This window comes from Methylocystis sp. H4A (assembly GCF_015709545.1).
In the GTDB taxonomy this organism is placed as follows: domain Bacteria; phylum Pseudomonadota; class Alphaproteobacteria; order Rhizobiales; family Beijerinckiaceae; genus Methylocystis; species Methylocystis silviterrae.
Genome location: NZ_JADNQY010000027.1, coordinates 381,920 through 406,542, shown reverse-complemented (window position 1 = coordinate 406,542; position 24,623 = coordinate 381,920). Strand labels below are relative to the sequence as shown.

The window sequence follows — 24,623 nt, the reverse complement described above, 5'->3', positions numbered from 1 at the left end:
GGGCGGCGCTCGCGTCCGGCGTCGAACTGACAGAAGAATTATTGAGCTGGTGCTGCAAGAGAGGATTGAACTCTCGACCTCTCCCTTACCAAGGGAGTGCTCTACCACTGAGCTACTGCAGCGCTTGATCGCCCGAAACGCATGAAATCGCGTCCGACGCGTTCGGGGCCTGTGTGCCACAGGGACGCGCAAGTCGCAAGCGCGCGCGCGTCCAGCCCAGGGCTTCGAACTCGAGTTAATTTCAGCTCACTCTCAGCGTCATGCCCGGCCTTGTGCCGGGCATCCACGCCGGTCAACCGCGAAACGCTTCGCGCGGAGACGGTAGGTTCGGCTCATATCCTCACATTTGCCTCGCGTCATCGCGTGGATGGCCGCGACAAGCGCGGCCATGACGCGGCGAGATGACCCCTCGTTAACCTGGATTCGGAGCCCTGGCGTCCAGCCCAGGCGGCGGCTGAACGCACGCCTTCGCCGGACGACCCCGCCGAAAACAGGTTGTGTTGTCTAAATTTACAACCTAAGATTGAGCTACCGATCGACCTTGTCGGCCCTTCACCTCGAAGGCGTGTCCGCCCGGGTCGACGTCGCAATGCGCCGCGACGGAGGATCAATTGATTGAGAATTATCTTTCTGACGAACATTGGCAGGCCGTCGCTCCCGTCCTTCCCGGAAAAGAAGGCGACCCAGGCTGTAGAGCCCGCGACAATCGGCTTTTTCTCGAAGCGGTGTTTTGGATTTTTCGCACCGGCTCGCCCTGGCGCAGCCTGCCGCCGCAGTTCGGCAAATGGTACACGATCTATACGCGCTATCATCGCTGGGACAGGAAGGACGTCTGGCCGCGGGTCGTGGCCGCGCTCAGCCACAACGGCAAATGCGATTTCCAATATGACAAATACGGGCTGCGCTTCACGCCGTGCGATGAAATTGACTTAGCCGAGCGCGCGCGAATCGACGCCGACGGGCGCCAGCGCGCCGCAGTCGGCCAATTGGTCGAAGTCTAAGACCCCTACTGCGATTGTGACTGCGACTGCGATTGGCTGAAGGCCGCCGCCCGCGCGACGCGCACTTTGACGTCCAGCGTTTCGCCCGCACCGCCTGAGTGCGCGCCGCGGATCGGCGCCGCGCTCAGATAGTCGAGCGCGACGGCGACGCGCACGTGATGTTCTTGCGGCGCGACGCCATGCGTGGGATCGAAGGCCACCCAGCCGAGATCCTCGACATAGGCCTCGGCCCATGCGTGGCCGGCGACCTGATCCTCGCCATCGCTGCCGAGGAAATAGCCGCTCACATAGCGCGCCGGCGCGCCGATCCCGCGCGCGCAGGCGATGAAGAGATGCGAAAAATCCTGACAGACGCCCTTGCGATGCTCGAAACATTCCGCCGCCGTCGTCGCCGAATGCGTGGCGGCGGCGTCGAATGTGAGCGCCTCGTGAATCGCGCCAAGCAGCGCGTGAAGCTTCGCGAGCGTTCCGCTTTCCTTCGCCGTCGTTTCGCGTGCGAAATCTACGATCGCTGCGCTCGGCGTCGTCAGCGGCGTCTCGCGCATGTAAAGGATCGGCGGAAAGCGCTCGACCGCGCCTGACACGACTCCGGTCATGTCGAAGGTCGTCACCTCTCCTTCGACCACCGTGGAGATCGATTCGATCGGCCCATCGACAGAGAAGCGGTGAAGCGTATTGCCGAACGCGTCTTCCGACTGCACCAGTCGGCAATCGCGATCGACGTCGATGCGCCAGTCGACGACATGCTGCCCATCGTGATTGCGCGGCGACAGGCGAAGATGCTGCACGGCCATTCGCGGCGGCTCCGCGTAGCGATAGGTCGTTTCGTGCCGTATGCGGATGCGCATCTGATTTCGCTCAGAAGAGATATTGCTCGGAAATGAGCGCGGCCAGTCGGTTGTTTTCAGTGATGAAGGACTGCACGAATTCGTGCAGCCCGCCCTGGAACACGCTCTCCATATTCAGCTTTTCGAGCTTGCCATAGACGCCGCGGGCGTGACGCTGCGACACACCCTGGCGCCCGTGGGCGCGGGCAAGATTGTCGAGATTGCGCACGATCGACTCATAGCAGGAAATCAGCGAGCGCGGCATCTCCGGTTTGAGGATCAACAGATCGGCGACGAGCCAAGGCTTCATGCTCGTACGATAGACCCAGTGATAGGCGGTATGCGCCGATACGGCGCGCAGAATGGCCGACCATTGGAAATAGTCGAGCGAACCGCCGACGATCTCCTTCTCGGGCAGCAGCACATGATATTTGACGTCGAGCAGACGCGCCGTGTTGTCGGCGCGTTCGATAAAAAGCCCGACGCGCGAGAACCAATAGGCGTCGTTGCGCAGCATGGTGCGATAGGCGCCGCCGTCATAGGTCAGCGACGTCTGCTTGATGACCTCGAGAAAGCGCGCAAGCTCCTGCGCGCAAGGGACGACGCCGCGCGATTCCAGCGCGCGCATTTCAAGATAGGCGTCGTTGATCGACTCCCACATTTCGATGGTCAACGCCGTGCGCACGGCGCGGGCGTTGGCGCGCGCCTGCTCCAGGCAGTTGCGGATCGATCCCGGATTTTCCGGCGCGAAGGTGAGAAACTCGATGACATTGGCTTCATCGACGGGACGTCCGGAGGCGTCGAACGTCAGCGCCGCGCCCGACGACAGCAGCACGCTTTCCCACTCGGTTTCTTCGCCGCCATAGGCCTTCGGCAGCGCGGCGAGGCGTCGCGACGCCTGAATGGCGCGCGCCAGAAAGTCGGCGCGCTCCATATAGCGGGCGAGCCAGTACAGATTGTCGGCGGTGCGGGAAAGCATCAGCACGTCCGTTTATGAGTCGTTGGCGATCATCGGTGGTCGTTGCGGCGTATGCGAGCGTCTTATCACGCTTGCCCCATCGGCTCCTCGGCGACCCACGCGTCGTCGATCACCCAGGTGTCCTTGGTGCCGCCGCCCTGGCTCGAATTCACGACGAGCGACTTCTCCGTCATCGCGACCCGGGTCAGACCGCCCGGCACGACGCGGGCGCCATTGGCCCCCTGCAGCACGAAGGGCCGCAGATCGACGTGGCGCGGGGCGACGCCGGTCGCCATGGCGATCGGGCATGTCGAGAGCGCCAGCGTCGGCTGCGCGATGAAATTCTCCGGATGCGCCTTAAGCTTGGCGCGAAACTCCTCGATTTGCGCCTTGGCCGCATGCGGTCCCACGAGCATGCCGTAGCCGCCGGAGCCGTTGACTTCCTTGACGACGAGTTCATCGAGATGGTCGAGCACGTAGGTCAGCGCTTCGGTTTCGCGGCAGCGAAAGGTCGGAACATTCTGCAGGAGCGGCGCTTCGCCTAGATAAAACCGAATAATGTCAGGCATATAGGTGTACATCGCCTTGTCGTCGGCGGCGCCGGCGCCCACTGCATTCGCCAGCGTCACATTGCCTGCATGATAGGCGCCCATCAGCCCAGCGACGCCGAGCGCCGAATCCGGCCGGAAGCACAGCGGGTCGAGGAAGTCGTCGTCAATGCGCCGATAGATGACGTCGACGCGGCGCGGGCCCTCGGTCGTGCGCATGTAGACGACGTCGTCGCGAACGAAGAGATCGCGCCCCTCGACAAGCTCGACGCCGAGCTTATCGGCGAGAAACGAGTGTTCGTAGAAGGCCGAATTGTACTGGCCGGGCGTCATCAGGACGATCGTCGGATCGCCGTTGGCGCGCGGCGGCGCGACCGAGCGCAAGGTCGCAAGCAGCTCATCGGGATAGTTTTCGATCGGCGCGACGCGATGCAGCGCGAAGAGCTCCGGGAAAAGCCGCATCATCACTTCGCGGTTCTCGAGCATATAGGAGACGCCAGACGGCGTCCGCGCATTGTCCTCGAGAACGAAGAAGCCCTGATCGTCGGTGCGCACGATGTCGACGCCAGCGATATGCACGTAAATATCGTAGGGCACGCGCCGGCCCGCCATATCGGGGCAATAGGCGGGGTTGCGATAGACGAGATCGGCAGGAACGATTCCAGCCCTCAAGATCTCGCCGGCGCCATAGATGTCGGCAAGAAACGCGTTGAGCGCGGTGACGCGCTGGATCAGACCTTTTTCAAGCGTCGTCCATTCGCTGCGCGCGAGTATGCGCGGCAGGATATCGAAGGGAATGAGCCGCTCGGTGGCCTCCTGCGCGCCATAGACCGCGAAGGTGATGCCGATGCGACGAAAAAGCAGCTCCGCCTGCTCGCGCCGCGAGGCCAGGAGTTCGGGCGGAGTTTCCGCGAGCCATTGCGAGAGCTTGCGATAAGGGGCGCGGGTGCGGCCGTCCGCTCCAGCCAGTTCATCGAACTGCGTTATGCGTGAGTCCATTGCAAGAACTCCCTCTTGGCGGCCCGCCTTTGTTTTCCGCGGCTGGCGGCCTTTTTTACAGTTCAAAGCAAGGACTGCGCCAATAGTCGCTGCGAAAATCTGTCACAGAGTTTTACTATTTGGCAAAGGATGATTCGCGCTGCGCTTGGTTCTGGCGCAGCCTTATCGCTATCCAACGGAGACGAAGTCGGCAAGGTTCTTAAGCGCGCATGCAGAGGCCTCGATCCTGCCCGACTTCGAGCGTCGCCGTCCCTCGACATGGAGCGCCGACGAGCGCCGCCGCGCGCCTGTCTTTTGTCGTCGCTCTTAGTCTTGCACTTTGCGCACTGAACGCGAACGTGGTGCGCTGCGAAGACCGGCCGCCGGTCTTCAGCTGGGTCGGCATGTATATGGGCGCGAGCCTCGGCGGCGCCGTTCCTCTGCACGCCGGCGAGCGGCTGCAGGCGGCGAGCGGCTTCGGCGCGCCCGTCTTCGATCTTTATCCGAGTGGCGTGACGCGCCCAGGCGTCACCATCGGCGTGCAGGTCGGATATAATTGGCAGCGTGGCCCCTTCGTCTGGGGTTTCGAAACCGATCTCAGCCTTCTCGACGGCAGGCGCGGCCCGCAGGGGCTTTTCCCCGCCTCGCCGGCCTTTGTTCCCGGCCTTCCGGCGTACGCGCTCTCCGCCAATTCGAGCGCCAATTTCTTCGCGAGCATTCGCGGGCGGGTCGGCTACGCATGGGACCGCTCGCTCTTCTATCTGACGGGCGGCGTCGCGGCCGGCGGGGCGCGCGGCCCGGCGACGCTGACGCTCGGCTCCGGAGGACCCGACGCCATTTTCTCTGCGCCCTGGTCACAGTCGTCGCGGATGAAATATGCGATCGGCGCCGGCTTCGAATACGCCTTCGCCGACAATTGGTCGGCGCGCGCCGAATATCTCTTCCTCAATCAGTCGCTGAACACTCAGGTCTTCGACAATGGCGCCGGCTATTCCTATGTGTCGCGCATGCGCAATGAGAACCATCTGCTGCGATTCGGTCTGAACTATCATTTCGGCGCAAAGAGCGAGATTTCTGGCGAGTTGCACTACGGCCAGCACGCACATAACGGCCAGAATTCGGGCAATGGCGGGAACGCGGACGATCCGGACGCCCCTGAACGCTACAGCGTGCATGCGCAGACGACGAATGTCGTCCAGGCCTATCCGCGGTTTCGCGCGCTCTATGACGGACCCAACAGCTTTCCTTCCGGTGGCAAGGCCAATGTCGGCTCCACCACCAATCTTTTCCTTGGCCTGCGCCTGTGGGAGGGCGGCGCCGTCTACCTCAACCCCGAGATCGACGCCGGCTATGGGCTCGCCAATTCGGTCGGCGCGGCGTCTTACGTCAACGCCGCGGTCGCCAAGGTCGGCCGCGCGGCTCCCTATATGCGCTTCCAGCGTTACTTCCTGCGCCAGATCATCGGATTGAATGGCGGCGAGCGGCAGAGAGACCCTGATGTCGGCGCCCGGAGCGAAGTGCTGGAATCGACGCAAAACCAGATCTCGGGCAAGGTCGACAAGAATCGTATCGTCCTCACGCTTGGAAAATTCGCGGTCGGCGACGTGTTCGACGACAATGTTTACGCGCACGATCCCACGACCGGCTTTCTCAACTTCGCGTTCAACACGTTGGGCGCCTTTGACTACGCGGCCGACGCCTGGGGTTACACCTACGGCCTCGCGGCAGAGTGGAAGCAGGACTGGTGGACGGCGCGCGGCGGCGTGTTTCAGCTCTCGACGATCCCAAACGGCCTCGACATCGAGCCGCAACTGTTTCGACAATTCATGGGCGTCGCGGAATTCGAGGCGCGATATGATCTTTTCAGTCAGCCCGGCGCGATCAAATTTCTCGTCTATGGCGACAACGGCTATCTGAGCAAAATCGATGACGTCATCCGTTACGCCTATCTCGCCGGCGATTTCCCGCCGCGACTCGACACCGCCCGAGGGCGCGCCGTGAAAACCGGCGGCGGGATAAACGTCAGGCAGCAGCTTGCGCCGCATCTTGGGTTTTTCCTGCGCGCCAGCATGGCCGACGGGCGCTATGAGACGGTCGATTACACGGATATCGACCGCTCCGTCGCATTCGGCTTCGTCGCCGGCGGCGCGCTCTGGGGATGCGACGACGATGAGATCGGCGTCGCCGGCGCCTTCAGCGGACTACATGGTTCACGCGTGCGCTACTTCGAACTTGGCGGAACCAGCGTCTACATCGGCGACGGCGCGCTCTCCTACGCCGGCGAGAAGAATATGGAGGCCTATTACAAGATCGGCTTCGGCAAGAATATCGATGCGACCCTCGATTATCAGCTGCTGGTCAATCCCGCGCATAACAGCGCGCGCGGTCCGGTCAATGTCTTCGGCCTGCGTTTGCGCGCGGCGTTCTGAGAATTCGCTTCGCTCGCAATGACGATCTCGACCCAGCGAACAGTGCGACCGGAACCCCTGCGATATGAAATCCCTTCGAACGGCTTGGCTGTCATTCCCGACGCGCGCGTAGCGCGCGATCGGGAATCCAGAGCAAGACCAGTTTCTGGATCGGCTCTGGATTCCCGGTCAGGCCTTCGGCCTGCCGAATGACACGGCCCAAGCGAACGGATCAGCCGGAATCCGCATGACGCTTCAAGCAAGATATTCCGGCAGCTTTTGCTCGAACTCCGGGAAATAGCCAGCGACGACGCTCATGTCGAAGCGCGCGAGAATGCTCTCCTTTGCTTCGCGGTCGAGAAGAAAGCGGAAGGCGGCGTCTATAAATCTTTGCGCATCGGCGCCGCCGCCGAGCCGCAGTAGATCCTTTCGCGAGAGCGTGACGCGATGCTGTGTTTCGCTTCCCTGATCGCGCACCGTCACGTCGAAGACGAGCGGATCGCCGTCTTCGATCATGCGCGCGTCAATGGCGGTCACAGCAGCGCCTCCACATCCTTCGCGATCTGCTCGGGCGTGTCGGTCGGCGCGTAACGCTTCACGACATGCCCCTCGCGGTCGATGAGAAATTTCGTGAAGTTCCATTTGATCGCTTCGGATCCGAGAATTCCCGGCGCCTCGCGCTTGAGCAGGCGATAGAGCGGATGCGCGGTCTCGCCATTGACGTCGACCTTGCCGAACAGTGGAAAGGTGACGTCGTAATTCGCCGAACAGAAGGACGCGATCTCCTTCTCGGAGCCCGGCTCCTGCGCGCCAAACTGATTGCAGGGAAAGCCCAAGACGACAAATTCCCGATCGGCGAATTTGCGGTAAAGCGCTTCGAGCCCGGCGTATTGCGGCGTGATGCCGCACCGGCTCGCGACATTGACGACCAGCATGACTTTGCCAGCGTAGTCGGCAAGCTTCCTCGGCTGGCCGTCGATCGTTGTCGCTTCGATGTCGAACAGCGTCATGAAACCCTCGCAATGAAAGGAAGTTTGCGGTCCCGGATTACGCGACCAGCGTTCCCGAAGGCTCGGAGTCGCTTTCCGATGCTTCCTCCAAGCCGTATTCCTTCATCTTCCGATAGAGCGTCGAGCGACCAATTCCAAGTCGCCGCGCAATTTCCGACATCTGGCCGCGGTAGTGCGTCAAGGCGAAGCGGATCGTGGCGGTCTCGATGTCCTCGAGCGTGCGCATTTCGCCGTTCGATCCAATCAGCGACATCGCATTCGGATCGCGGATTTCGACGCGAATGATCTCGCGTTCGCGCGGCGCAGTCGCGGGGGCGCCCGGCGCAGGCGCGGGCGGCACGCGCACTTCATAGCCATGGACATGGGCGGCGATTTGCGGAAATTCGGCGACCGTCAGCTCGTCGCCGTCGGCGAGCACGACGGCGCGAAAGACGGCGTTCTCCAATTGGCGGACGTTGCCCGGCCAGTCGTAGCTCGTCAGCAGCGACAACGCTTCCGACGTCACGCGGCGGATATTGCGGCCTTCCTCGGCGGCGAAGCGCGCCGCAAACCGCCTGGCGAGATCGGCGACGTCCTCGCGGCGACCGCGCAGCGGCGGAATGTTGATCGGGAAGACGTTGAGCCGATAGAAAAGGTCCTCGCGAAACAGCCCGCGTTTGACGAGATCGATGAGATTTTGATTGGTCGCCGAGATCAGTCGAATATCGACCCGGATCGCGCGCTTCGCGCCGACGGGATCGATTTCGCCTTCCTGCAGCGCGCGCAGCAGCTTCACCTGAATATCGAGGGGCAATTCGCCGATCTCGTCCAGAAACAGCGTCCCCCCGTTCGCCTCAACGAATTTGCCGCTGTGCTTCTCGGTGGCGCCGGTGAAGGCACCCCTCTCATGGCCGAAGAGAATCGATTCGACGAGATTGGCCGGCAGCGCGCCGCAGTTGACGGTGACGAAGGGTTTGCCTTTGCGATCCGACGCGCCCTGGATGGCGCGCGCCACGATCTCCTTGCCGACGCCCGACTCGCCTTCGAGAAGCACCGGAATGGAGGAATGCGCCGCGCGCTGGCCGAGCCGGATGACGCGCGCCATGTCGTCGCTGCGCGAGACGAGGTCCTTGAATGTCAGCGCGCCCTGCGCCCGGCGGCTGATGCGGCGCACTTCGTCGGCGAGCGCATCGGCGGAGAGCGCGTTCTTGATGGAAATTTGCAGGCGTTCGGCGCCGACCGGCTTGACCACAAAGTCATGGGCGCCGGCGCGCATCGCGGAAATGACGGCCTCGATCGACCCATGCGCGGTCTGCACGATCACCGGGGTCGCGAGTTTCATGTCGCGCATCCGGGTGAGCACGCCCATGCCGTCGAGGTCAGGCATGACGAGGTCCAAAATGAGCAGCGCTATGGCCTTGGCGCCGGGCTGCGTCAGCCGCGCAATCGCCTGTTCGCCGCTTTCGACGGTCTCGGTCTCGTAACCAAATCGCCGCGTCATAGCTTCCAGCAGACGACGTTGAACGGGATCGTCGTCTGCAATGAGAATGGTCGAGGTCATTTCGTCCCTTGCATTCCGGGATAATCGAGCGGCGAAGTCGCCGCGTCAGGCTTGGCGCGTCCCGGAACCGTCTCGGCGGCTCCTCAATCGTTGCCAAGCATAGTAAAGGCGGGGTTAACCGCGCCAAGACAAAACTTTGTAGCGCCTTCCGACCCTTCGACCAAGACCCCCAGAGGGCGATCCTGGCGATTTGACGGCGAACCGCTGCAAGTTATGGAGATATCAGCGCCATGGCGACGCCCCCGCCGGCGCGCCAGGAGCCGCGCGGCGGGAGGAAATCTGATGGATCCGCGCAAAATCGCCGGCAAGCTCGTCATCGCCACGCACAATCCCGGGAAGCTTTGGGAACTCAGGCAATTGCTCGAGCCGCATGGCGTCGAGGCGGTTTCCGCGGGAGAACTCGGCCTCGAGGAGCCCGAGGAGACCGAACCGACCTTCGCCGGCAACGCGCTCCTAAAGGCGCGCGCTGCCGCGACGGCGTCCGGATTACCCGCCTTTGCCGACGATTCCGGTCTTTGCGTCGCGGCGCTCGATGACGCCCCCGGCGTCTATTCGGCGCGCTGGGCGGGGGAGGACCGCGACTTCAAGGCCGCCTGCGCCCGCGTCGAGCGCGAGCTTGAGGCGCGCGGCGCCAAGCCGCCCTATCGCGCGCATTTCGCCTGCGCGCTCGCCGTCGTCTGGCCGGACGGCCATATCGAGCAGTTCGAGGGCCGCGTGGACGGCGTTCTGGTCTTTCCGCCCAAGGGCGAGAAGGGCTTTGGCTATGATCCGATCTTTCGGCCCGACGGGCTCGACAAGACCTTCGGCGAGATGATGTCGGCGGAAAAACATGCGCTCCCCGGCGACGGCTCGCAGGCGCTGTCGCATCGCGCCCGGGCGTTTCAGGCGCTGGCGAAGGCGTGTCTCGACTAAGACAACCGGCTCGGGCGCTTGGCGTCAGGCACTTGGCTTCAGGCACTTGGCGTAACGCCGCGCTCCAACTACCTTCTCAAAGAAAAAGCCGCCGCTGCGGAAACGCGAGGAACGCCCCATGACCAAGCATGAAACTTTCGCCGCGCTCACACCGCCGTTCAAGGCCCGCTACGGCAATTTCATCAACGGCGCATGGGTGGACGCGAAATCCGGCCGCGTCTTCGACAATGTCTCGCCGATCACCGGCCAGAAGGTTTGCGAAATCGCCCGTTCCGACAAGGACGACGTCGAAGCCGCGCTCGACGCCGCCCATGCCACGAAAGACGCCTGGGGCAAGACGAGCCCGACGGAACGCGCCATCATTCTCAACCGCATCGCCGACGTGATGGAGGCCAATCTCGGTCTCCTCGCCGCCGCCGAAACCTGGGACAATGGCAAGCCGATCCGCGAGACGAGCGCCGCCGACATTCCGCTCGCGATTGATCACTTCCGCTATTTCGCCGGCGCCATTCGCGCCCAGGAAGGCGGCATTTCGGAAATCGACCACGACACCATCGCGTATCATTTCCATGAGCCGCTCGGCGTCGTCGGCCAGATCATCCCCTGGAACTTCCCGATTCTGATGGCCGTTTGGAAGCTTGCGCCGGCGCTCGCCGCCGGCAATTGCGTCGTCATCAAGCCCGCCGAGCAGACGCCCGCAAGCATTCTCGTCTGGGCGGAGCTCGTCGGGGAGCTTCTTCCCAAGGGCGTGCTCAACATCGTCAACGGCTTTGGGCTCGAGGCCGGCAAACCGCTCGCCTCGTCGAACCGCATCGCCAAGATCGCCTTTACCGGCGAGACGACGACCGGCCGGCTCATCATGCAATACGCCAGCCAGAACCTCATTCCGGTAACGCTGGAGCTTGGCGGCAAGTCGCCCAACATCTTCTTCGAGGACGTCGCCCGCGAGGACGACGACTATTTCGACAAGGCGATCGAGGGCTTCGTCATGTTCGCGCTCAATCAGGGCGAGGTCTGCACCTGTCCGAGCCGCGCGCTTGTGCATGAGAAAATCTACGACCGCTTCATGGAACGCGCGTTGAAACGCGTCGGCGAGATCAAGCAGGGCAATCCGCTCGACCCTGAAACCATGATCGGCGCGCAGGCCTCGTCCGAGCAGCTCGAAAAGATCCTGAGCTATATCGACATCGGCAAACAGGAGGGCGCGAAGGTGCTCGCCGGCGGCGAGCGCAACGCGCTCACGGGCGAACTCGCCGGCGGCTTCTATGTGAAGCCGACCGTGCTCGAGGGCCATAATCGGATGCGCGTGTTCCAGGAGGAGATTTTCGGTCCCGTCGTGTCGGTGACGACCTTCAAGGACGACGACGAGGCCTTGGCCATCGCCAATGATACGCTCTACGGCCTTGGCGCGGGCGTGTGGAGCCGCGAGGCCAACCGCTGCTATCGCTTCGGCCGCGCCATTCAGGCGGGGCGCGTCTGGGTGAACTGCTACCACGCCTATCCGGCGCACGCCGCTTTTGGCGGCTACAAACAGTCGGGCATCGGCCGCGAGAATCACAGGATGATGCTCGATCACTATCAGCAGACGAAGAACATGCTGGTGAGCTACAGCGAAAAGAAGCTGGGCTTCTTTTAGCCCCCACCCCAGCCCTCCCCCGCTTCGCGGGAGAGGGAGCGAAACTCGCCCTTCACCGGAGAAGCGCGGAACGCCGATCGCTAGCGTCCCCTCTCCCATACGAAGGGTAAATGCGCAAACCGGGAACACCCGGTTTGCGAAGCGGAGGGAGGGACAGGGAGGGGGTAGTGACCACGACAATCAAACTGGCGAGAGTCATCGCCACGCCCGCGGCGCTTGATCTCATCGCGCGGCTGCGCGGCGTACATGGCGCCGTCCTCTTCCACCAGTCGGGCGGCTGCTGCGATGGCTCGGCGCCAATGTGCTATCCGCAAGGCGATTTCCTCGTCGGCGACGGCGACGTCCTGCTCGGCGAGATCGGCGGCGCCCCCTTCTACATCGGCGCGGCGCAATTCGATTATTGGAAGCACACGCAGCTCGTCATCGACGTCGTGCCGGGCCAAGGCGGCATGTTCTCGCTCGACAATGGCACGGGGCTGCGGTTCCTGACGCGTTCGCGGCTTTTTTCCGACGCCGAGCTGGCGCATCTGGCGTCCGCGACGCCGGCCGCCGATTCGCCAGCTTGAGCGCTGCGTTCGCAGCGCGATGCCTCTGCTCGAGTTCTTGCGTCCCAATGGATGGCGAATGGCGGCGCTCGAGCGGGCTCAGCGTCCCCCCAGCCTGCCGGGGAGTTTAAGGTTGACACTTCGCCGCAGGGGCCGCATATGCCGCTGCATCGGCCGCCTCATCGCGGTCGCCGTCTCTTTGCGAGACGATGGGGGAATGTCCCGAGCGGCAAAGGGGGCGGACTGTAAATCCGCTGGCTAAGCCTTCGTAGGTTCGAGTCCTACTTCCCCCACCAATTCAAAAGCTCAGAATCTCACGCGAGCGCCGGCCCGGCGCTTCCCGGCCGCAACGGCTGCGCGGCGCGAAGCCTACGCATGGCGGGCGCGGGGGCCCCGCCGGCGGAACGCTCCCGCTTCCGCTGTCTTGTCCAGCGCAGCGGCGTTTGGCATGTTGCGCGGCCACGACAGGGGGAGCGCGTATGACCGGGGTTTTCAAGATAGTCGCCGCCGTAATCTTGTTTTGCGTCGGCCTCGCGGCTCCGGCCATGGCGCATACGCCCGATATTTCCACGGGTAAAATCCTTCCCAAGGACAATCGGACCTATGCCGTCGAGGTCGGCTTTCTCGCCACCGATCTTGAGCGCATGTTTCAGGACACGATGGGCGAACGGACCAGCGTCGACCTCTCGGCGCCCGGCGCGCTCGAAGCGGAAATCGGCAAATTTGTCCAAAAGCGTGTCGCGATGCGCGATGCGACGGGCCGAGCCTGCATCGCCAACGTCGAAAAATCCGGCGAAGACCCAACCAACCAGGACAGCGCGCTGATCGTCGTGCGCTTCGACTGCGGCGCAACGACCGGCACGCTCTTCTATGACGCGACGAAGCTCCTCGCAGCGCAGGGCGCAAAGGGGAAGCATCTGGTCACGCTCGAGGGAAGCGAAAACGCCGGCCAGACCATGCTCTACCCCGACGATCCCCCGCTCGATCTGTCAAAGCCGATGGAAACCACCGCACAGCTGATGTGGAAGTTTCTCAAGGCCGGCGTCGAACACATCGTCACCGGCTACGATCATCTGTGCTTCCTGTTCGCGCTCATTCTGTGGGCGACCCGCATCTGGCCGGTCGTGAAGATCGTCACCGCCTTCACCATTTCGCATTCGATCACGCTGTCGCTGGCGGCGCTTAATATCTTCACGCTGCCCTCGACCTTGGTCGAAGCGCTGATCGCCGCTTCGATCGTTTTCGTCGCTGTAGAGAACTATTTCTCGCGCGATGTCGACAACCGGTGGCGCAACACTTTCTTATTCGGCTTCATCCATGGGTTCGGCTTCGCCTCGGCGTTGACCGAAATGGGCGTGCCGCAGGGCGGCGTCGTGCCGGCGCTCGCCGCTTTCAACATCGGCGTCGAACTTGGCCAGATCGCCATCGTCTTCGCGGTCATGCCGATCCTGTTCTTCATCGACAAGCAGACAGGCGGCAAGCGCAGCGAAAAGCTCGTCTACGTGGCCTCGGCGCTGATTGCGATTGCGGGGGTCTACTGGTTCTTTGAGCGAATCGGGGTTCTTCCCGGATGAGGCTCTAGGATGACCTCATCGGTTGTCGCGGGCTCGCTGCGTCTAGGGACACGGTGAGACGGCGCGCGCGCTAAAGCGTGGGCCGCGGCGTCACGTTTCGCGCCGCGACCCTGCTGGATCCACCTGCCGCCTAGCTTTTTGCCCGCACATATTCCCCGGGCGCGTCGCAGATGATCTTGAGCTTGCCGCCGCCAGGCCGGCGCGCGGGGACTTTCTCGGGCGCCTGCGCCGTCACCCAGGCCAGCCAGTGCGGCCACCAGGAGCCCTTGGTTTCCTTTGCCTTCTTGATCCAGTCCTCGAAAGCGCCCTTCGGGGGGCCGCCCGTCCAATATTGATATTTGTCTTTGGAGGGCGGGTTGATGATCCCCGCGATATGGCCCGAGCCGCCGAGCACGAAGGTCACCTCGCCGCCGAAAAACCTCGCGCCGCGAAACACGGATTGCGCCGGCGCGATATGATCCTCCCTGGTCGCAATCTCAAAGACCGGCGCCTTCACCTGACGCAAATTGAGCCGAACGCCGTCGATGACCATCTCGCCGCGGGCCAGACGATTTTCGAGATAGCAGCTGCGCAGGTAGAAGGAGTGATTGGCCCGCGGAATGCGCGTCGAATCGGAATTCCAATACAAGAGATCGAAAGCGGCGGGCTCGACCCCCTTCATGTAATTGTTGACGACATAATTCCAGATGAGTTCGTTCGGCCGCAGCATATTGAACGCGTTGGCCATCTTATAGCCTTCGAGATAGCCGGTGCGCGCCATGCTTTCGTCGAGCGCGGCGAGCCGCGCCTCGTCGACGAAAATCTGCAGATCGCCGGCGTCCGAAAAATCGACCTGCGTCGCAAAGAAGGTGACGCTGTCGATGCGATCGTCGCCGGTCGCAGCCATATAGGCGAGCGTCAGCGCGAGCAGCGTGCCGCCGACGCAATAGCCCGCCACCGTGACCTTACGTTCGCCCGTCGCCTTCTCGATCACGTCGAGCGCGGTCAGCACGCCCTCGTGCATATAGGCCTCGAACCCCTTCGTGGCCTTGGTCTCGTCGGGATTGACCCAGGAGATGATGAAGACCGTGAAGCCCTGCTCGACGGCCCAGCGCACGAAACTTTTCTCGGGGTTGAGATCGAGCACATAGAATTTGTTGATCCAGGGCGGCGTGATGAGCAGCGGCCGCGCATAAACTTCCGACGTCGTCGGCTCATATTGAATGAGCTCCATCACGTCATTGCGCCAGATCACCTTGCCGGGCGTATTCGCCAGATCGACGCCGAGTTCGAATTTCCGATCCGCGCTTTGGCGAATTTTCAGGACGCCGCCGCCCGCGGAAATGTCTTCCGCGAGCATTTTCAAGCCGCGAACCAGATTCTCGCCCTTGGCGTCCATCGTGGCGCGCAACAACTCGGGATTGGTCGGCACGAAATTGGAAGGCGAGATCGCGCTCGAAATCAGCCGCGTATAAAAGACGGCCCTGGCCTTTGTCTGCGGATCGAGACCCTCGGCGCTCTCGACCATGTCGCCCGCCCAGCGCGACGCGAGCAGATAGGATTGCCGCAGCCAGTCGAAGAACGGATTCTCGTTCCATTCAGGCCCCGAGAAGCGCTTGTCGGAGAGATCCGAGGGGACAATTGGGGCGACATTCTCGCCGCCGTATCGGCGAAGCGTCTGCCGCCAAATCTCGCTCAACCCGCTGTAAAGATCGGCCTGGGCGACGGCGGCGCGGTCGGGCTTCGACAGCCAATATTCGGCGACGGCGCCGAGAGTCTTGGTGGCGTCGGCGACGCTCGCGGCGAGTTCGCTTCGCGTTTCGTCGGGATTGGCGCCGCCGATCGCCGCGGCCAGCGCCTTGCGGCCCTCGTCCACGAGCTGCGCCATGTTGTCGGCGATCGCTTCGATATCAAGCCGGGCGAATGTCTCCAGATTGGCGAGCGGCGCGAGAGCTCCGGCGCCGTTGGGCGTCGCGGGCGCGGCCTTTTGCGTCGAAACACTGGGCGTGGAAGGCTTTTTCGCCGCAGTCTTTTTCTTGGCCTTGTTCTTGGCCTTGTGGGACGGCTTCACCGGCGTTTCGGACTTGCCGAGCGCGGAGACCTTTTCCGCCGTGGCCCCTCGTTTCCGGTTGGCGGCGGGATCCTGGTCCTGGTTCGCGCTCATGCCCTAAACCTGTCTGTTTTTCGAATGATGGGGCGCGCCGCTCCGCAAGGGCCGCGTCGCTCTGGTCTAACAATTGCGCGCTGATGAGAAAAGCTCTGCCGGCCTGGCGCGAGCGGTGCGCCCCGGCGACATAAGCGCGAATTATTACAATGCAATGCCGAAGCACACGCCGGAGCGACCGCTCTCCAGCATGGGTTGTGCGAAAAAGTCGCATGGACCGGAACAGATAACGTCATTCAGCAGGATGCTATGCGGCGCCGGCGCTGTCCAGCGCCATGAGCTGCGGCGACAGCGGCAGGCCATGCGCGGCGGCGACGGGCGGCGACAGAATGCGGCCGGCGGAAATTTCCAACCCCGCGCGAAGATGCGGGTCGTCCTCGATGGCGCGACGCCAGCCCTTGTTGGCGAGCGCGAGCACGAAAGGCAATGTGGCGTTGTTGAGCGCGAACGTCGACGTGCGCGGCGTGACTCCGGGCATGTTGGTGACGCAATAATGCACGACCCCGTCAACGACATAGGTCGGGTCGGAATGGCTCGTCGGCCGTGACGTCTCGCAGCAGCCGCCCTGATCGATCGCGACATCGACGATCACGGCGCCGCGCTTCATCGTCGGCAGCATGTCCCGCGTGATCAGGATCGGCGCCTTGGCGCCTGGCGCGAGCGCCGCGCAGATGACGAGATCGGCGCGCTTCACCGATTCGGCGATCGCGGCGCGGGTGGAATAAATGGTGCGCGCCGCAAAACCGAAACGCGTTTCGAGACGCCGCAGCGCGTCGGGGTTGCGGTCGGCGACAAGCACGCTTGCGCCCATGCCGAGCGCAATCGCCGTCGCCTGGGCGCCGACGCTGCCCGCGCCGAGAACGAGAACGTCAGCTGGCGGCACGCCCGGCGCGCCTGCAAGCAGAACGCCGCGGCCGCCCGCCTGCTTTTCAAGAAAATGCGCGCCGATTTGCGGGGCGAGCCGGCCGGCGATTTCCGACATCGGCGCGAGCAGCGGCAATCCGCCGCCCGGCGCCGTGACCGTCTCATAAGCGATGCAATGCGCGCCGCTCGCCATGAGTTCGCGCGTGAGTTCAGCGTCCGCGGCGAGATGGAAATAAGTGAAGAGCACATGGTCCGGCCGCAGGTAAGCAATCTCGCGCCGCTGCGGCTCCTTCACCTTGACGATCAATTGCGCCGCGGCAAAGAGCGCTTCAGGACCATCGACGAGCGTCGCGCCCGCGGCGGCGTAATCCGAGTCCGATAGCCCCGCGCCCTCGCCCGCGCCGCGCTCGATGAAGACTTCATGTCCCGCATGGGCGAGTTCGGCGACCGACGACGGCGTCAGGCCCACCCGATATTCGTTGTCTTTGGTTTCTTTGGGCGCGCCGACACGCATTTCCGGCTCCAAAATACGGCGTCGACTTGGGTAAAAATCTCGCCTTCGGGGAATATATGCAAAGGGCGACCTTTCAATACAAGGGCGAAGGTCAAGCGCGTTTTCAGAACTGCGGAGAGGAAGAAATGCCGACCATCAATACGGACAAAGTCTGTTTCGTCGTCGTCAAGGCCCGTGAACTTGAGAGCGAAGATGAGGGAATCGACGCAGACGCGTCGAACGCCACGGACGACGGTTTCGTCAGCGTGTTGACGGAGGACGCGTTCCCCACGATTCGCGACGAGGTTTCCTCCTTTATCGAAGCCATGGACATCGACGAGCAGGTCGAGCTCGTCGCGCTGATGTGGGTGGGACGCGGCGACTTCGCCGCCAGCGAATGGGACGAAGCTCTCGCGCAAGCGCGAGCCCGGCACGAAGGCGCGACATCGACCTATTTGCTCGGCGTTCCGCTTCTCGCCTCGTTTCTTGAGGGCGGCCTCGCAGAATTCGGCGAGAGTTGCGAGCTTTTTGCCGCCGACCGGCAGTGATGGCTCCCGCGACGTCGAGAATGCCGGACAGGACCTCGATACCAGAGCGAAGGCGACCATATTACGGTCATGCGGCGAAGCATCGAGGAGATCCCCCATGAATCGCAGGATTTTTGCTGTGGCCCTGGCTCTATCCATCGCGGCCTTTTTCGCCCCCCGATTGGCCTACGCCGAAGATCATCTGGCTGAAGCCATCACCCACACCAAACAGGCGATCAGCGAAGGCAAGCAGGGAAAGGCCGAGGCGCTGACGATGCATGCGGAAGAAGGCTTGAAGCACGCGAAGGCCGCCGAAGCGCAAAAGCCGAACGAGCATACCAAACAGGGCATCTCGCATCTCGAAATGGCGATTGACCACGGCAAGCAGAAGCACCCCGACGTCGCGACGAAACACGCCGAAGAGGCGCTGACTCATCTCGAGGCCGCGAAGAAATAGGCCGCGGCGCCCGGACAAAACGAGAGAGCGGCCTTACTGGGGCCGCTCTTTTCTTTTGCGGCTGCGCATGGCCGGGCGGCCATGACAGCGCCGCCTGGATCGCCTATGGACGTCGTGGCGGACACGCCCGCCGACGGGCCTTTTTTGATGAAGCTTTCCTCCTCCCTGCTGCGCGCCAAGTCCATCGAATCGCTGCAAGCCGAAGCCGACCGACCGGGCGGATTCCGTCGCGTGCTCGGGGTCTGGCAGCTCACCGGCATTGGCCTTGGCGGCCTCATTGGCGTCGGCATTTTCGTGCTGACCGGCGTGGTGGCGGCGACCCAGGCGGGGCCTGGCGTCGCCCTCTCCTTCCTGATCGCCGGCGTCGCAAGCGCCGCGGCGGCGCTCTCTTATGCCGAATTCGCCGGCATGATTCCTGTCGCCGGCAGCGCCTACACATATGCCTACGCCGTGCTTGGCGAACTCGCCGCCTGGATCATCGGCTGGGACCTTCTGCTCGAATATGCGCTGGTCGTCGCCGTGGTGGCGATCGGCTGGTCGGCCTATTTGCAGGCGCTGCTCGCGCAATTCGGCCTCGCGCTTCCCGAATGGGCGAGCGGCGCGCCGGGAACCGGCGCCGGCCGCGTCGTCGATCTTTTCGCCGCGCTCGGCGCGCTTGGCGTCGCCTTCCTGTTGACGCTGCGCATTGAACTCGGCGCGCGCTTCAACACGGCGATGGTGGTCGTCAAAATCGCCGCGGCGCTCTTGGTGATCGTGGCGGGACTCCCCTATGTGCGCGTCGAGAACTGGACGCCCTTCATGCCCTTCGGCTTTTCCGGCGTAGCGCAGGGCGCGGCGGTCGTGTTCTTCGCCGTGTTTGGCTACGACACGTTAACGACGGCGGCCGAAGAGGCCCGCGCGCCGCAGCGCGACGTGCCGCGCGCCGTTCTTCTGTCGCTCGTCGTGGCGCTGACGCTCTATATCGCCATGTCGCTCGTGCTCACCGGCGTCGTGCGCTACGACACGCTCGACAATCCGGCGCCGGTCGCGACCGCTTTCACGTCGCTCGGCCTGCCCTGGGTCGCTTTCGTCGTGTCGCTTGCGGCGGTCGCGGGCATCGCCAGCGTGATGCTGGCTTTTCTCCTCGCCTGCGCCCGCATCTGGTTCGCCATGAGCCGCGACGGACTGCTCCCGGCCTGGTTCGCGAGGCTGCATCCGCGCTTTCATACGCCCTATCGGCCGACGCTGATCGCCGGCGCGCTGACCGCGCTCGTCGCCGCGCTCTACCCGATCAAGGAAGTGGCGGAGCTTGTGAACATCGGCACGCTCTCCGCCTTCGTCGTCATCTGTTCGGCGATCATCGTGCTGCGCCGCACGCGCCCGGACGTGCCGCGCAGCTTTCGCGCGCCTTTCGTCCCCTTCACGCCGCTCGCCGGCATCGGCTTCTCGCTGTGGCTGTTGTCGCGCCTGCCGGCGGTGGCCTGGGAGCGCTTCGCGATCTGGATGGCGATCGGCCTCGCGATTTATTTTCTCTACAGCCGCCGCCGCAGCCGACTGGCGCAGGGCGTCAACGCGGCGAAAGATCCCCGGCAAATTTCGCATTGATGAGGCGCAAGCGCGCTTCCTCACCATGCACGAAGCGTCACATTCAACTGGCCGTCGTCGCCAGCTCCGCCGCTCTATCCCCTGATCGTATCGAGCCCTCGATCGTCGCCGGCAGGCCCGTATTCGTCCAGTCGCCGGCAAGCCAAAGATTGTCCCAGCGCGACTTCGCATCGGGCCGGCGCCTTTCCTGCGCCGGCGTGGCGGCGAAGGTGGCGCGCTTCTCCTTGACGATTTGCCAGGGCGGCAGCGCCGCCGGCAGGCCCGTCGCGGCGGAGACCTCAGCCCAGATTTTTTCCGCAAGCGCTTCGCGCGAATCGTCGATCAGCCGGTCGGCGCCGCTGATCGTTACCGAGAGCCGATCGTCGAAGGCGAAGAGCCATTCGGTGAGCGTGCCGATCATGCCGAGAAGCAGTGGCTGGCCCGGCGGCGGCGCGATCTTGAAATGCGCATTGAGGATTGCGCGAAAATCGTCGGGCGCGACGAGACCGGGGAGAAGCTCCTGCGCAATCCATGGCGGCGTCGCGAGGACCACCGCGTCGCCTTTTTCCAGCGTCACTTCCGCGTCGCCAAAGCGCAGCGCAGCGGCGCGCGACCCCTCGAAAGCGATGTCGCGCAGACGCGCGCCGAAGCGCGGCTCGACGCCTTTGGCGCGAAGCGCGCGCAGCGCCGGCTCGATGAAGGCGTCGCCGAGGCCGCCTTTGGCGACCATGGGACGGCAGGCGTCGCCGCCCGCCGCGAGCGTCTCGCGCAGCACGGCGCCCGCGAGCGTGGCGGACGCCTCTTCAGGTTCGGTGTTCAGCGCCGAGAGCAGAACCGGGCGCCAAAGCTTCTCCCACAGCGCGCCGCGGCAACGCATGGTTTCGCCGATGGTCGCGCCGTCCTTCGCGAAGAGAAGCTTTCCCGCGCCCAGATAGTCGAGCGGCCCCGTGCCGGGAACGCGGCGGTCGGCGACAAACACCCACCAGGGAATGCGCGAGGCGTTCGGGCGCAGCGTCCAGCGCTCAGCCGTGCGCGCGTCGAGAAAATCGAAGGCGCATTCGCTGGGACCAACGAGCGCGTCGCTCGCGCCGATGCGTTTGGCGTAATCCCGCGCCGCCCGATTGCCTGAGAGCAGCAAATGATTGCCGTTGTCGATCGTCAGGCCGAGCGAAACGTCGAAATAGGAGCGGCAGCGTCCGCCCGCCATGCGCGCGGCTTCGTAGAGCGCGACGCGCCGTCCGGCGTCGGCAAGGCGCAGCGCGCAGGCGAGCCCCGCGAGGCCCGCGCCGACGACATGAACCGTTTCGCTCACGTGAAGGCGTGTCGCAGGAAGGCGCTCACGAGCTTGAGACGCGACGCCCGCACCGGCGCGCGCGGCGCCGAAAAGCCGCGAGCGGCGAGACTGTCGAGGATCGAACGATAGCCGGCGGCCATGAGATAGGGCGCCTTCACCGCGCGCTTGGGCAAGCCCGCCATCACCAGATCCGCCTGGTCGTAATGTTCGCGGGCGCGGCTGAGGACCGGGGCGCACACCTCTTCGAGCGAAGGATGCGACAGCACGGCGTGCGGCGCGAAGCTCATGACCCCCGCGGACTCAAGCGCCTGGCGGGGCAAATAGAGCCGCCCCCGCGCAGCGTCCTCGTCGAGATCGCGCAAGATGTTGGTGAGCTGCAACGCGCGCCCGAGGTGGTAGGCGAGCAGTTTCGGACCCGTCGGCAAATCGCATTCGGCGCCCGGCTCATCCTCCGCGAGACCGAACGCGCGCACCGACAGCCGTCCCACGGCGCTCGCGACGCGGTCGCAATAGAGCTCAAGCTTTTCCCAGTCCGGCGCGCAAATATCCTCCTCGACGTCCATGGCCATGCCCTCGATCACCGATTCGAAATCGGCGCGCTCGAGTCGGAAGCGGCGGACGGGTTCAGAGAGAAAGCTCACGCGCGCGCGGATGCGGCCGGCGTAAAGCTCATCGAGGTCGTCGCGCCATTGGTCGAGCGCGGCGCGGCGCGCGGCGCGATCGCCCTCGTCGTCGGCGATGTCGTCAACGGCGCGGCAGAAGGCGTAAATGGCGAACATCGCATCGCGCCGCGGTGGATCGAGGATGCGCATCGCGAGATAGAAGGAGCTTCTGGTCGCGATGGCGCGCGTGCGCAGCGTCGTGGAATCGGCAAGCGCGTCCATGGTCATTGGCGCGTCCTTGGGCGCGCGTTCGGAAGGGCCTCGGAATCTGCGCGGCGTGGACGCGAAATGCGGCGAAGAAGCGCGCCAAGCGCGCCCGCCGCCCCCTTTAGCGCAAAGCTGAACTTGGCGTCGTGAACCTTGTCGCGAAGCGGGTCGGCGACCGCGAGGCGCGCAACGAGCTGTTCGGCCAATGTCTGGATGGCGCCGACCTCCATGGCAAGCCGCACGTCGTCGATCAGATCGGCGAAGGGACGCGACTGCGCGAGCAGACGCCCGGTTTTTTCGTTGAGGTCGCGGATCGTCGCCAGGAGCGGCGGCGGCGCCGACTCTTGCCCCAGCATCTCGACGGTCGCGCCATGCGCCGCGAGCGCATCCTGCGGCAGATAGACCCGGTCGAGATTGCGGTAATCCTTGCCGCAATCCTGCAGGTGATTGATGATTTGCAGCGCCGCGCAGAGCGCGTCATTGGCCGGCCAGACCCGGCCGGGATTCTCGCCATGGAGATCGCAGACAAAGCGTCCGACCGGCATGGCCGAATAGCGGCAGTAATCGATGAGATCGTCCCAGTCGCGATAGCGTAATTGCGTGACATCGCGCTTGAAAGCGAGGATCAGGTCGCGCGCGTGCTGCGGGTCGAGGCGCCGCTCCTCGCATGTTTCTCGCAGGCGACGCGCCACCTCCGCATCCTCTTTCGCTTGTCCCATCAGGGCGGCGTCAAGCGCGTCCAGCAGATCCAGCTTCTCTTGCGCGGAAAGCGTCGGGTGGTCGGCGATGTCGTCGGCGGCGCGAACGAAATCATAGAAGGCGAGGATCGGCGCGCGGTGCCGCGGCGCAATGAGAAAGGAGGCGACGGGGAAATTCTCGTCGCGATGGGTCTTTCCCGAACTCGTCTGCGCAATATCCATATGACGCCGTCTTGCCGCTCCACGGCGCTGGCGCGCCCTAAACCTCGATTTGGCGGTTCGCCTCGATCTCGCCGGGCGTTTCGAAGCGCTGCGCCGCCTTTTGCGCGCGCGGCGCCTGATAGCGGCCTTTCCATTCGCCGCCGCGGCCGCTTAGGTGCCGCCAAGCCGATTCAACCGTAAACCACGTATAGCATGCCGCGACGCCTGGCAAAGCAAAGGCGCGCCATCGCGACAGGCCATAAAAGCGCAGCGTCGGCATATAGGCCTGCGCCATCAGGAGCCATGAGACGAGCGCCGTCTCGCGCGCCGGCGATTCGCCGAACAGCGCCAGATAGGGCGGCGCAAGATAGGCGGCCGCCAAGCCAAAGAGCGCGCCCGCGAGACGCCAGGGGGAATAGCTGAGCTGCGCGTAGGCCGAGCGCACCACCATTCGGGAGATATCGGCAAGGCGCGGATAGGCGCGCAGGCTGTGGACGTCTTCGGTCAGACCCAGCCAGATCGGCCCCTGCGCCTTCATCAGCGCGCCGAGCGCGCAATCGTCGATCAGCGCGCCGCGAATGGCCCGCAGGCCGCCAGCGGTCGCGAGCGCCTCAGGACGCAGCAGCATGACCCCTCCCGCGGCGCCCGCCGCCGGGTGATCCGGATCATTGATGTGGCGGAACGGATAAAGCTTCTGGAAGTAGAAAATGAACGCTGGGACGAGCCAGCGCTCCGCGACGCTTTCGCAACGAAGTTTGACCATGAGCGAGGTGAGAACGGCGCCGCGCGCCGTCGCACCCGAAGCGAGGCGGGCGAGCACATGCGGCGAAAATTCGATGTCCGCGTCGCAAAACAGCACGAAATCCGGGTCGATCGGCAAGCTGCGCACATGATCGAACCCGCGTTGCATCGCCGCGAGCTTTCCCGTCCAGCCCGCATCGGGTCCACGCGAGGAGAGAATCGTCAGGCGGCTCGAAGCGCCGCAGGCGGCCGCGCAGCGGCGCGCCGCCTCGGCGGTGCCGTCGTCGCTCTCGTCATCAACCAGAACAATGTCGAAGCGGCCATGGAACTGTTGCGCGAACAGCGACGCCAGGCTTTGTTCGATGACGTCGGCTTCGTTTCGAGCCGGAACGATCGCCACGACATGGGTCGCCGGAACCGCGGCGTGACCGCCCAGGTTCCGGTCATGTTCGGTCAGCCGCCAGAACCCGCCGCGAAGCGCGATCAAATAGAGCCAAACGAACAGCCCGAGGGCGGAGATGACAATCGCGAGCATGGGCGAATCGGGGTAAGGATTCGACGAAGACCCACTTTTTATCACTCGCGCTCAAGGCAGGCCAGCGCGCCTTCCCCCTATCCTATCGGCTGACCCAGCCGGCCTCGGTCTTGATGTAGCTTCGCTTCACGGCGGCCCAGGCGATGCGGTGCGCCGCCTCCTCCTGCCGCGGGTCGCCGCGATGGGCGTCGAAGGCGTGGTTGAAGGCTTCGCGATAGATGTCCTGCGCGTGCCCAGGAAGGATGTGCCGGAGATTTTCGGGCAGGTCGGCGTTGCTGTCGTAGGGCATGCGACGGACCCT

The 24,623-nt window shown here is 64.1% G+C and carries 22 protein-coding genes and 2 tRNA genes; 10 read left to right on the top strand and 14 right to left on the bottom strand.

Features of this window, described 5'->3' with window-relative positions; translation table 11 throughout:
- Window positions 1-47 precede the first annotated feature (47 nt).
- Window positions 48-122 (bottom strand) — tRNA-Thr (locus IYW40_RS16590).
- Window positions 123-611: 489 nt separating this feature from the next.
- Between IYW40_RS16590 and IYW40_RS16585 the strand changes: the two genes are divergently transcribed.
- A complete protein-coding gene (locus IYW40_RS16585) occupies window positions 612-1,001 on the top strand; it encodes a transposase (protein ID WP_196401389.1) in 390 nt (129 codons plus the stop codon).
- Window positions 1,002-1,006: 5 nt separating this feature from the next.
- On the opposite strand, the gene IYW40_RS16580 is transcribed toward IYW40_RS16585, so the two are convergent.
- From IYW40_RS16580 to IYW40_RS16570, 3 genes are all read right to left on the bottom strand, one after another.
- Window positions 1,007-1,849 carry a transglutaminase family protein gene (locus IYW40_RS16580; RefSeq protein WP_196401388.1) on the bottom strand — a complete coding sequence of 281 codons (843 nt, stop codon included), beginning with the start codon at window positions 1,847-1,849 and terminating at the stop codon, window positions 1,007-1,009.
- Window positions 1,850-1,859: 10 nt separating this feature from the next.
- The gene (locus tag IYW40_RS16575) at window positions 1,860-2,807 is read right to left on the bottom strand and encodes an alpha-E domain-containing protein (protein WP_196401387.1); all 948 of its coding nucleotides are present in this window, start codon (window positions 2,805-2,807) and stop codon (window positions 1,860-1,862) included.
- Between the two features lie 65 nt (window positions 2,808-2,872).
- Window positions 2,873-4,333: a circularly permuted type 2 ATP-grasp protein gene (locus IYW40_RS16570; RefSeq protein WP_175093307.1), complete on the bottom strand. Its 1,461-nt coding sequence runs from the start codon at window positions 4,331-4,333 to the stop codon at window positions 2,873-2,875.
- A 383-nt stretch (window positions 4,334-4,716) separates the two neighbouring features.
- Between IYW40_RS16570 and IYW40_RS16565 the strand changes: the two genes are divergently transcribed.
- Complete coding sequence (locus tag IYW40_RS16565) at window positions 4,717-6,741, top strand: carbohydrate porin (protein ID WP_348644299.1); 2,025 nt, start codon at window positions 4,717-4,719, stop codon at window positions 6,739-6,741.
- Between the two features lie 234 nt (window positions 6,742-6,975).
- On the opposite strand, the gene IYW40_RS16560 is transcribed toward IYW40_RS16565, so the two are convergent.
- Genes IYW40_RS16560 through IYW40_RS16550 form a run of 3 tightly spaced genes read right to left on the bottom strand, consistent with a single transcriptional unit; the run spans window position 6,976 to window position 9,270 of the window.
- Window positions 6,976-7,257, bottom strand: a complete 282-nt coding sequence (locus IYW40_RS16560) for a hypothetical protein (RefSeq protein WP_196401385.1) — start codon at window positions 7,255-7,257, stop codon at window positions 6,976-6,978.
- Window positions 7,254-7,730, bottom strand: a complete 477-nt coding sequence (locus IYW40_RS16555; RefSeq protein WP_196401384.1) for a glutathione peroxidase — start codon at window positions 7,728-7,730, stop codon at window positions 7,254-7,256. Before IYW40_RS16555 ends, IYW40_RS16560 begins: the two co-directional genes overlap by 4 nt.
- Window positions 7,731-7,767: 37 nt before the next feature.
- Entirely contained in the window at window positions 7,768-9,270 is a 1,503-nt protein-coding gene (locus tag IYW40_RS16550) for a sigma-54 dependent transcriptional regulator (RefSeq protein WP_196401383.1), read from the bottom strand.
- A 282-nt stretch (window positions 9,271-9,552) separates the two neighbouring features.
- Between IYW40_RS16550 and rdgB the strand changes: the two genes are divergently transcribed.
- From rdgB to IYW40_RS16525, 5 genes are all read left to right on the top strand, one after another.
- A complete protein-coding gene (rdgB, locus tag IYW40_RS16545) occupies window positions 9,553-10,182 on the top strand; it encodes an RdgB/HAM1 family non-canonical purine NTP pyrophosphatase (RefSeq protein ID WP_196401382.1) in 630 nt (209 codons plus the stop codon).
- A 118-nt stretch (window positions 10,183-10,300) separates the two neighbouring features.
- The gene (gene adh / locus IYW40_RS16540) at window positions 10,301-11,818 is read left to right on the top strand and encodes an aldehyde dehydrogenase (RefSeq protein WP_196401381.1); all 1,518 of its coding nucleotides are present in this window, start codon (window positions 10,301-10,303) and stop codon (window positions 11,816-11,818) included.
- Window positions 11,819-11,985: 167 nt separating this feature from the next.
- Window positions 11,986-12,384 (top strand): DUF779 domain-containing protein, encoded by a 399-nt coding sequence (locus tag IYW40_RS16535; RefSeq protein ID WP_348644293.1) that lies wholly within the window; start codon window positions 11,986-11,988, stop codon window positions 12,382-12,384.
- A gap of 190 nt (window positions 12,385-12,574) precedes the next feature.
- A tRNA-Tyr gene (locus tag IYW40_RS16530) sits at window positions 12,575-12,659 on the top strand.
- 183 nt (window positions 12,660-12,842) lie between these two features.
- On the top strand, window positions 12,843-13,937 hold the full coding sequence (locus tag IYW40_RS16525) for a HupE/UreJ family protein (RefSeq protein WP_196401379.1): 1,095 nt from the start codon (window positions 12,843-12,845) through the stop codon (window positions 13,935-13,937).
- A gap of 130 nt (window positions 13,938-14,067) precedes the next feature.
- On the opposite strand, the gene phaC is transcribed toward IYW40_RS16525, so the two are convergent.
- On the bottom strand, window positions 14,068-16,080 hold the full coding sequence (phaC, locus tag IYW40_RS16520; RefSeq protein ID WP_196401378.1) for a class I poly(R)-hydroxyalkanoic acid synthase: 2,013 nt from the start codon (window positions 16,078-16,080) through the stop codon (window positions 14,068-14,070).
- Window positions 16,081-16,327: 247 nt separating this feature from the next.
- Window positions 16,328-17,458, bottom strand: coding sequence for an alanine dehydrogenase (ald, locus tag IYW40_RS16515; protein ID WP_196401377.1), 1,131 nt, complete (start codon window positions 17,456-17,458; stop codon window positions 16,328-16,330).
- Window positions 17,459-17,583: 125 nt separating this feature from the next.
- On the opposite strand from ald, the gene IYW40_RS16510 reads away from it, so the two are divergent.
- The 3 genes from IYW40_RS16510 to IYW40_RS16500 all read left to right on the top strand — a co-directional run bounded on the left by IYW40_RS16510 (window position 17,584) and on the right by IYW40_RS16500 (window position 20,005).
- Complete coding sequence (locus IYW40_RS16510; RefSeq protein ID WP_196401376.1) at window positions 17,584-17,985, top strand: DUF3775 domain-containing protein; 402 nt, start codon at window positions 17,584-17,586, stop codon at window positions 17,983-17,985.
- Window positions 17,966-18,421 carry a small metal-binding protein SmbP gene (smbP, locus tag IYW40_RS16505; protein ID WP_246720853.1) on the top strand — a complete coding sequence of 152 codons (456 nt, stop codon included), beginning with the start codon at window positions 17,966-17,968 and terminating at the stop codon, window positions 18,419-18,421. Before IYW40_RS16510 ends, smbP begins: the two co-directional genes overlap by 20 nt.
- Before the next feature lie 147 nt (window positions 18,422-18,568).
- Complete coding sequence (locus IYW40_RS16500) at window positions 18,569-20,005, top strand: amino acid permease (protein ID WP_196401436.1); 1,437 nt, start codon at window positions 18,569-18,571, stop codon at window positions 20,003-20,005.
- 43 nt (window positions 20,006-20,048) lie between these two features.
- Here IYW40_RS16500 and hpnE read toward each other — a convergent pair whose 3' ends face one another.
- The 5 genes from hpnE to IYW40_RS16475 form a co-directional block, all read right to left on the bottom strand.
- Window positions 20,049-21,296, bottom strand: coding sequence for a hydroxysqualene dehydroxylase HpnE (hpnE, locus tag IYW40_RS16495; RefSeq protein ID WP_196401375.1), 1,248 nt, complete (start codon window positions 21,294-21,296; stop codon window positions 20,049-20,051).
- On the bottom strand, window positions 21,293-22,168 hold the full coding sequence (gene hpnD, locus IYW40_RS16490; protein WP_196401374.1) for a presqualene diphosphate synthase HpnD: 876 nt from the start codon (window positions 22,166-22,168) through the stop codon (window positions 21,293-21,295). Before hpnD ends, hpnE begins: the two co-directional genes overlap by 4 nt.
- A complete protein-coding gene (gene hpnC, locus IYW40_RS16485) occupies window positions 22,165-23,067 on the bottom strand; it encodes a squalene synthase HpnC (protein WP_196401373.1) in 903 nt (300 codons plus the stop codon). The genes hpnD and hpnC overlap by 4 nt, the downstream gene beginning before the upstream one ends.
- Window positions 23,068-23,104: 37 nt before the next feature.
- The gene (locus tag IYW40_RS16480) at window positions 23,105-24,322 is read right to left on the bottom strand and encodes a glycosyltransferase (RefSeq protein ID WP_196401372.1); all 1,218 of its coding nucleotides are present in this window, start codon (window positions 24,320-24,322) and stop codon (window positions 23,105-23,107) included.
- Between the two features lie 82 nt (window positions 24,323-24,404).
- Entirely contained in the window at window positions 24,405-24,611 is a 207-nt protein-coding gene (locus IYW40_RS16475; RefSeq protein ID WP_196401371.1) for a ChaB family protein, read from the bottom strand.
- Between the last annotated feature and the right edge of the window lie 12 nt (window positions 24,612-24,623).

Coding starts and splice junctions, on each gene's coding strand:
- IYW40_RS16580 (WP_196401388.1), bottom strand. CDS start 1,849: ATGCGCATCCGCATACGGCACGAAACGACCTATCGCTACGCGGAGCCG.
- IYW40_RS16575 (WP_196401387.1), bottom strand. CDS start 2,807: ATGCTTTCCCGCACCGCCGACAATCTGTACTGGCTCGCCCGCTATATG.
- IYW40_RS16570 (WP_175093307.1), bottom strand. CDS start 4,333: ATGGACTCACGCATAACGCAGTTCGATGAACTGGCTGGAGCGGACGGC.
- IYW40_RS16565 (WP_348644299.1), top strand. CDS start 4,717: ATGTATATGGGCGCGAGCCTCGGCGGCGCCGTTCCTCTGCACGCCGGC.
- IYW40_RS16555 (WP_196401384.1), bottom strand. CDS start 7,730: ATGACGCTGTTCGACATCGAAGCGACAACGATCGACGGCCAGCCGAGG.
- IYW40_RS16550 (WP_196401383.1), bottom strand. CDS start 9,270: ATGACCTCGACCATTCTCATTGCAGACGACGATCCCGTTCAACGTCGT.
- rdgB (WP_196401382.1), top strand. CDS start 9,553: ATGGATCCGCGCAAAATCGCCGGCAAGCTCGTCATCGCCACGCACAAT.
- adh (WP_196401381.1), top strand. CDS start 10,301: ATGACCAAGCATGAAACTTTCGCCGCGCTCACACCGCCGTTCAAGGCC.
- IYW40_RS16525 (WP_196401379.1), top strand. CDS start 12,843: ATGACCGGGGTTTTCAAGATAGTCGCCGCCGTAATCTTGTTTTGCGTC.
- phaC (WP_196401378.1), bottom strand. CDS start 16,080: ATGAGCGCGAACCAGGACCAGGATCCCGCCGCCAACCGGAAACGAGGG.
- ald (WP_196401377.1), bottom strand. CDS start 17,458: ATGCGTGTCGGCGCGCCCAAAGAAACCAAAGACAACGAATATCGGGTG.
- IYW40_RS16510 (WP_196401376.1), top strand. CDS start 17,584: ATGCCGACCATCAATACGGACAAAGTCTGTTTCGTCGTCGTCAAGGCC.
- IYW40_RS16500 (WP_196401436.1), top strand. CDS start 18,569: ATGAAGCTTTCCTCCTCCCTGCTGCGCGCCAAGTCCATCGAATCGCTG.
- hpnD (WP_196401374.1), bottom strand. CDS start 22,168: ATGACCATGGACGCGCTTGCCGATTCCACGACGCTGCGCACGCGCGCC.
- hpnC (WP_196401373.1), bottom strand. CDS start 23,067: ATGGATATTGCGCAGACGAGTTCGGGAAAGACCCATCGCGACGAGAAT.
- IYW40_RS16480 (WP_196401372.1), bottom strand. CDS start 24,322: ATGCTCGCGATTGTCATCTCCGCCCTCGGGCTGTTCGTTTGGCTCTAT.
- IYW40_RS16475 (WP_196401371.1), bottom strand. CDS start 24,611: ATGCCCTACGACAGCAACGCCGACCTGCCCGAAAATCTCCGGCACATC.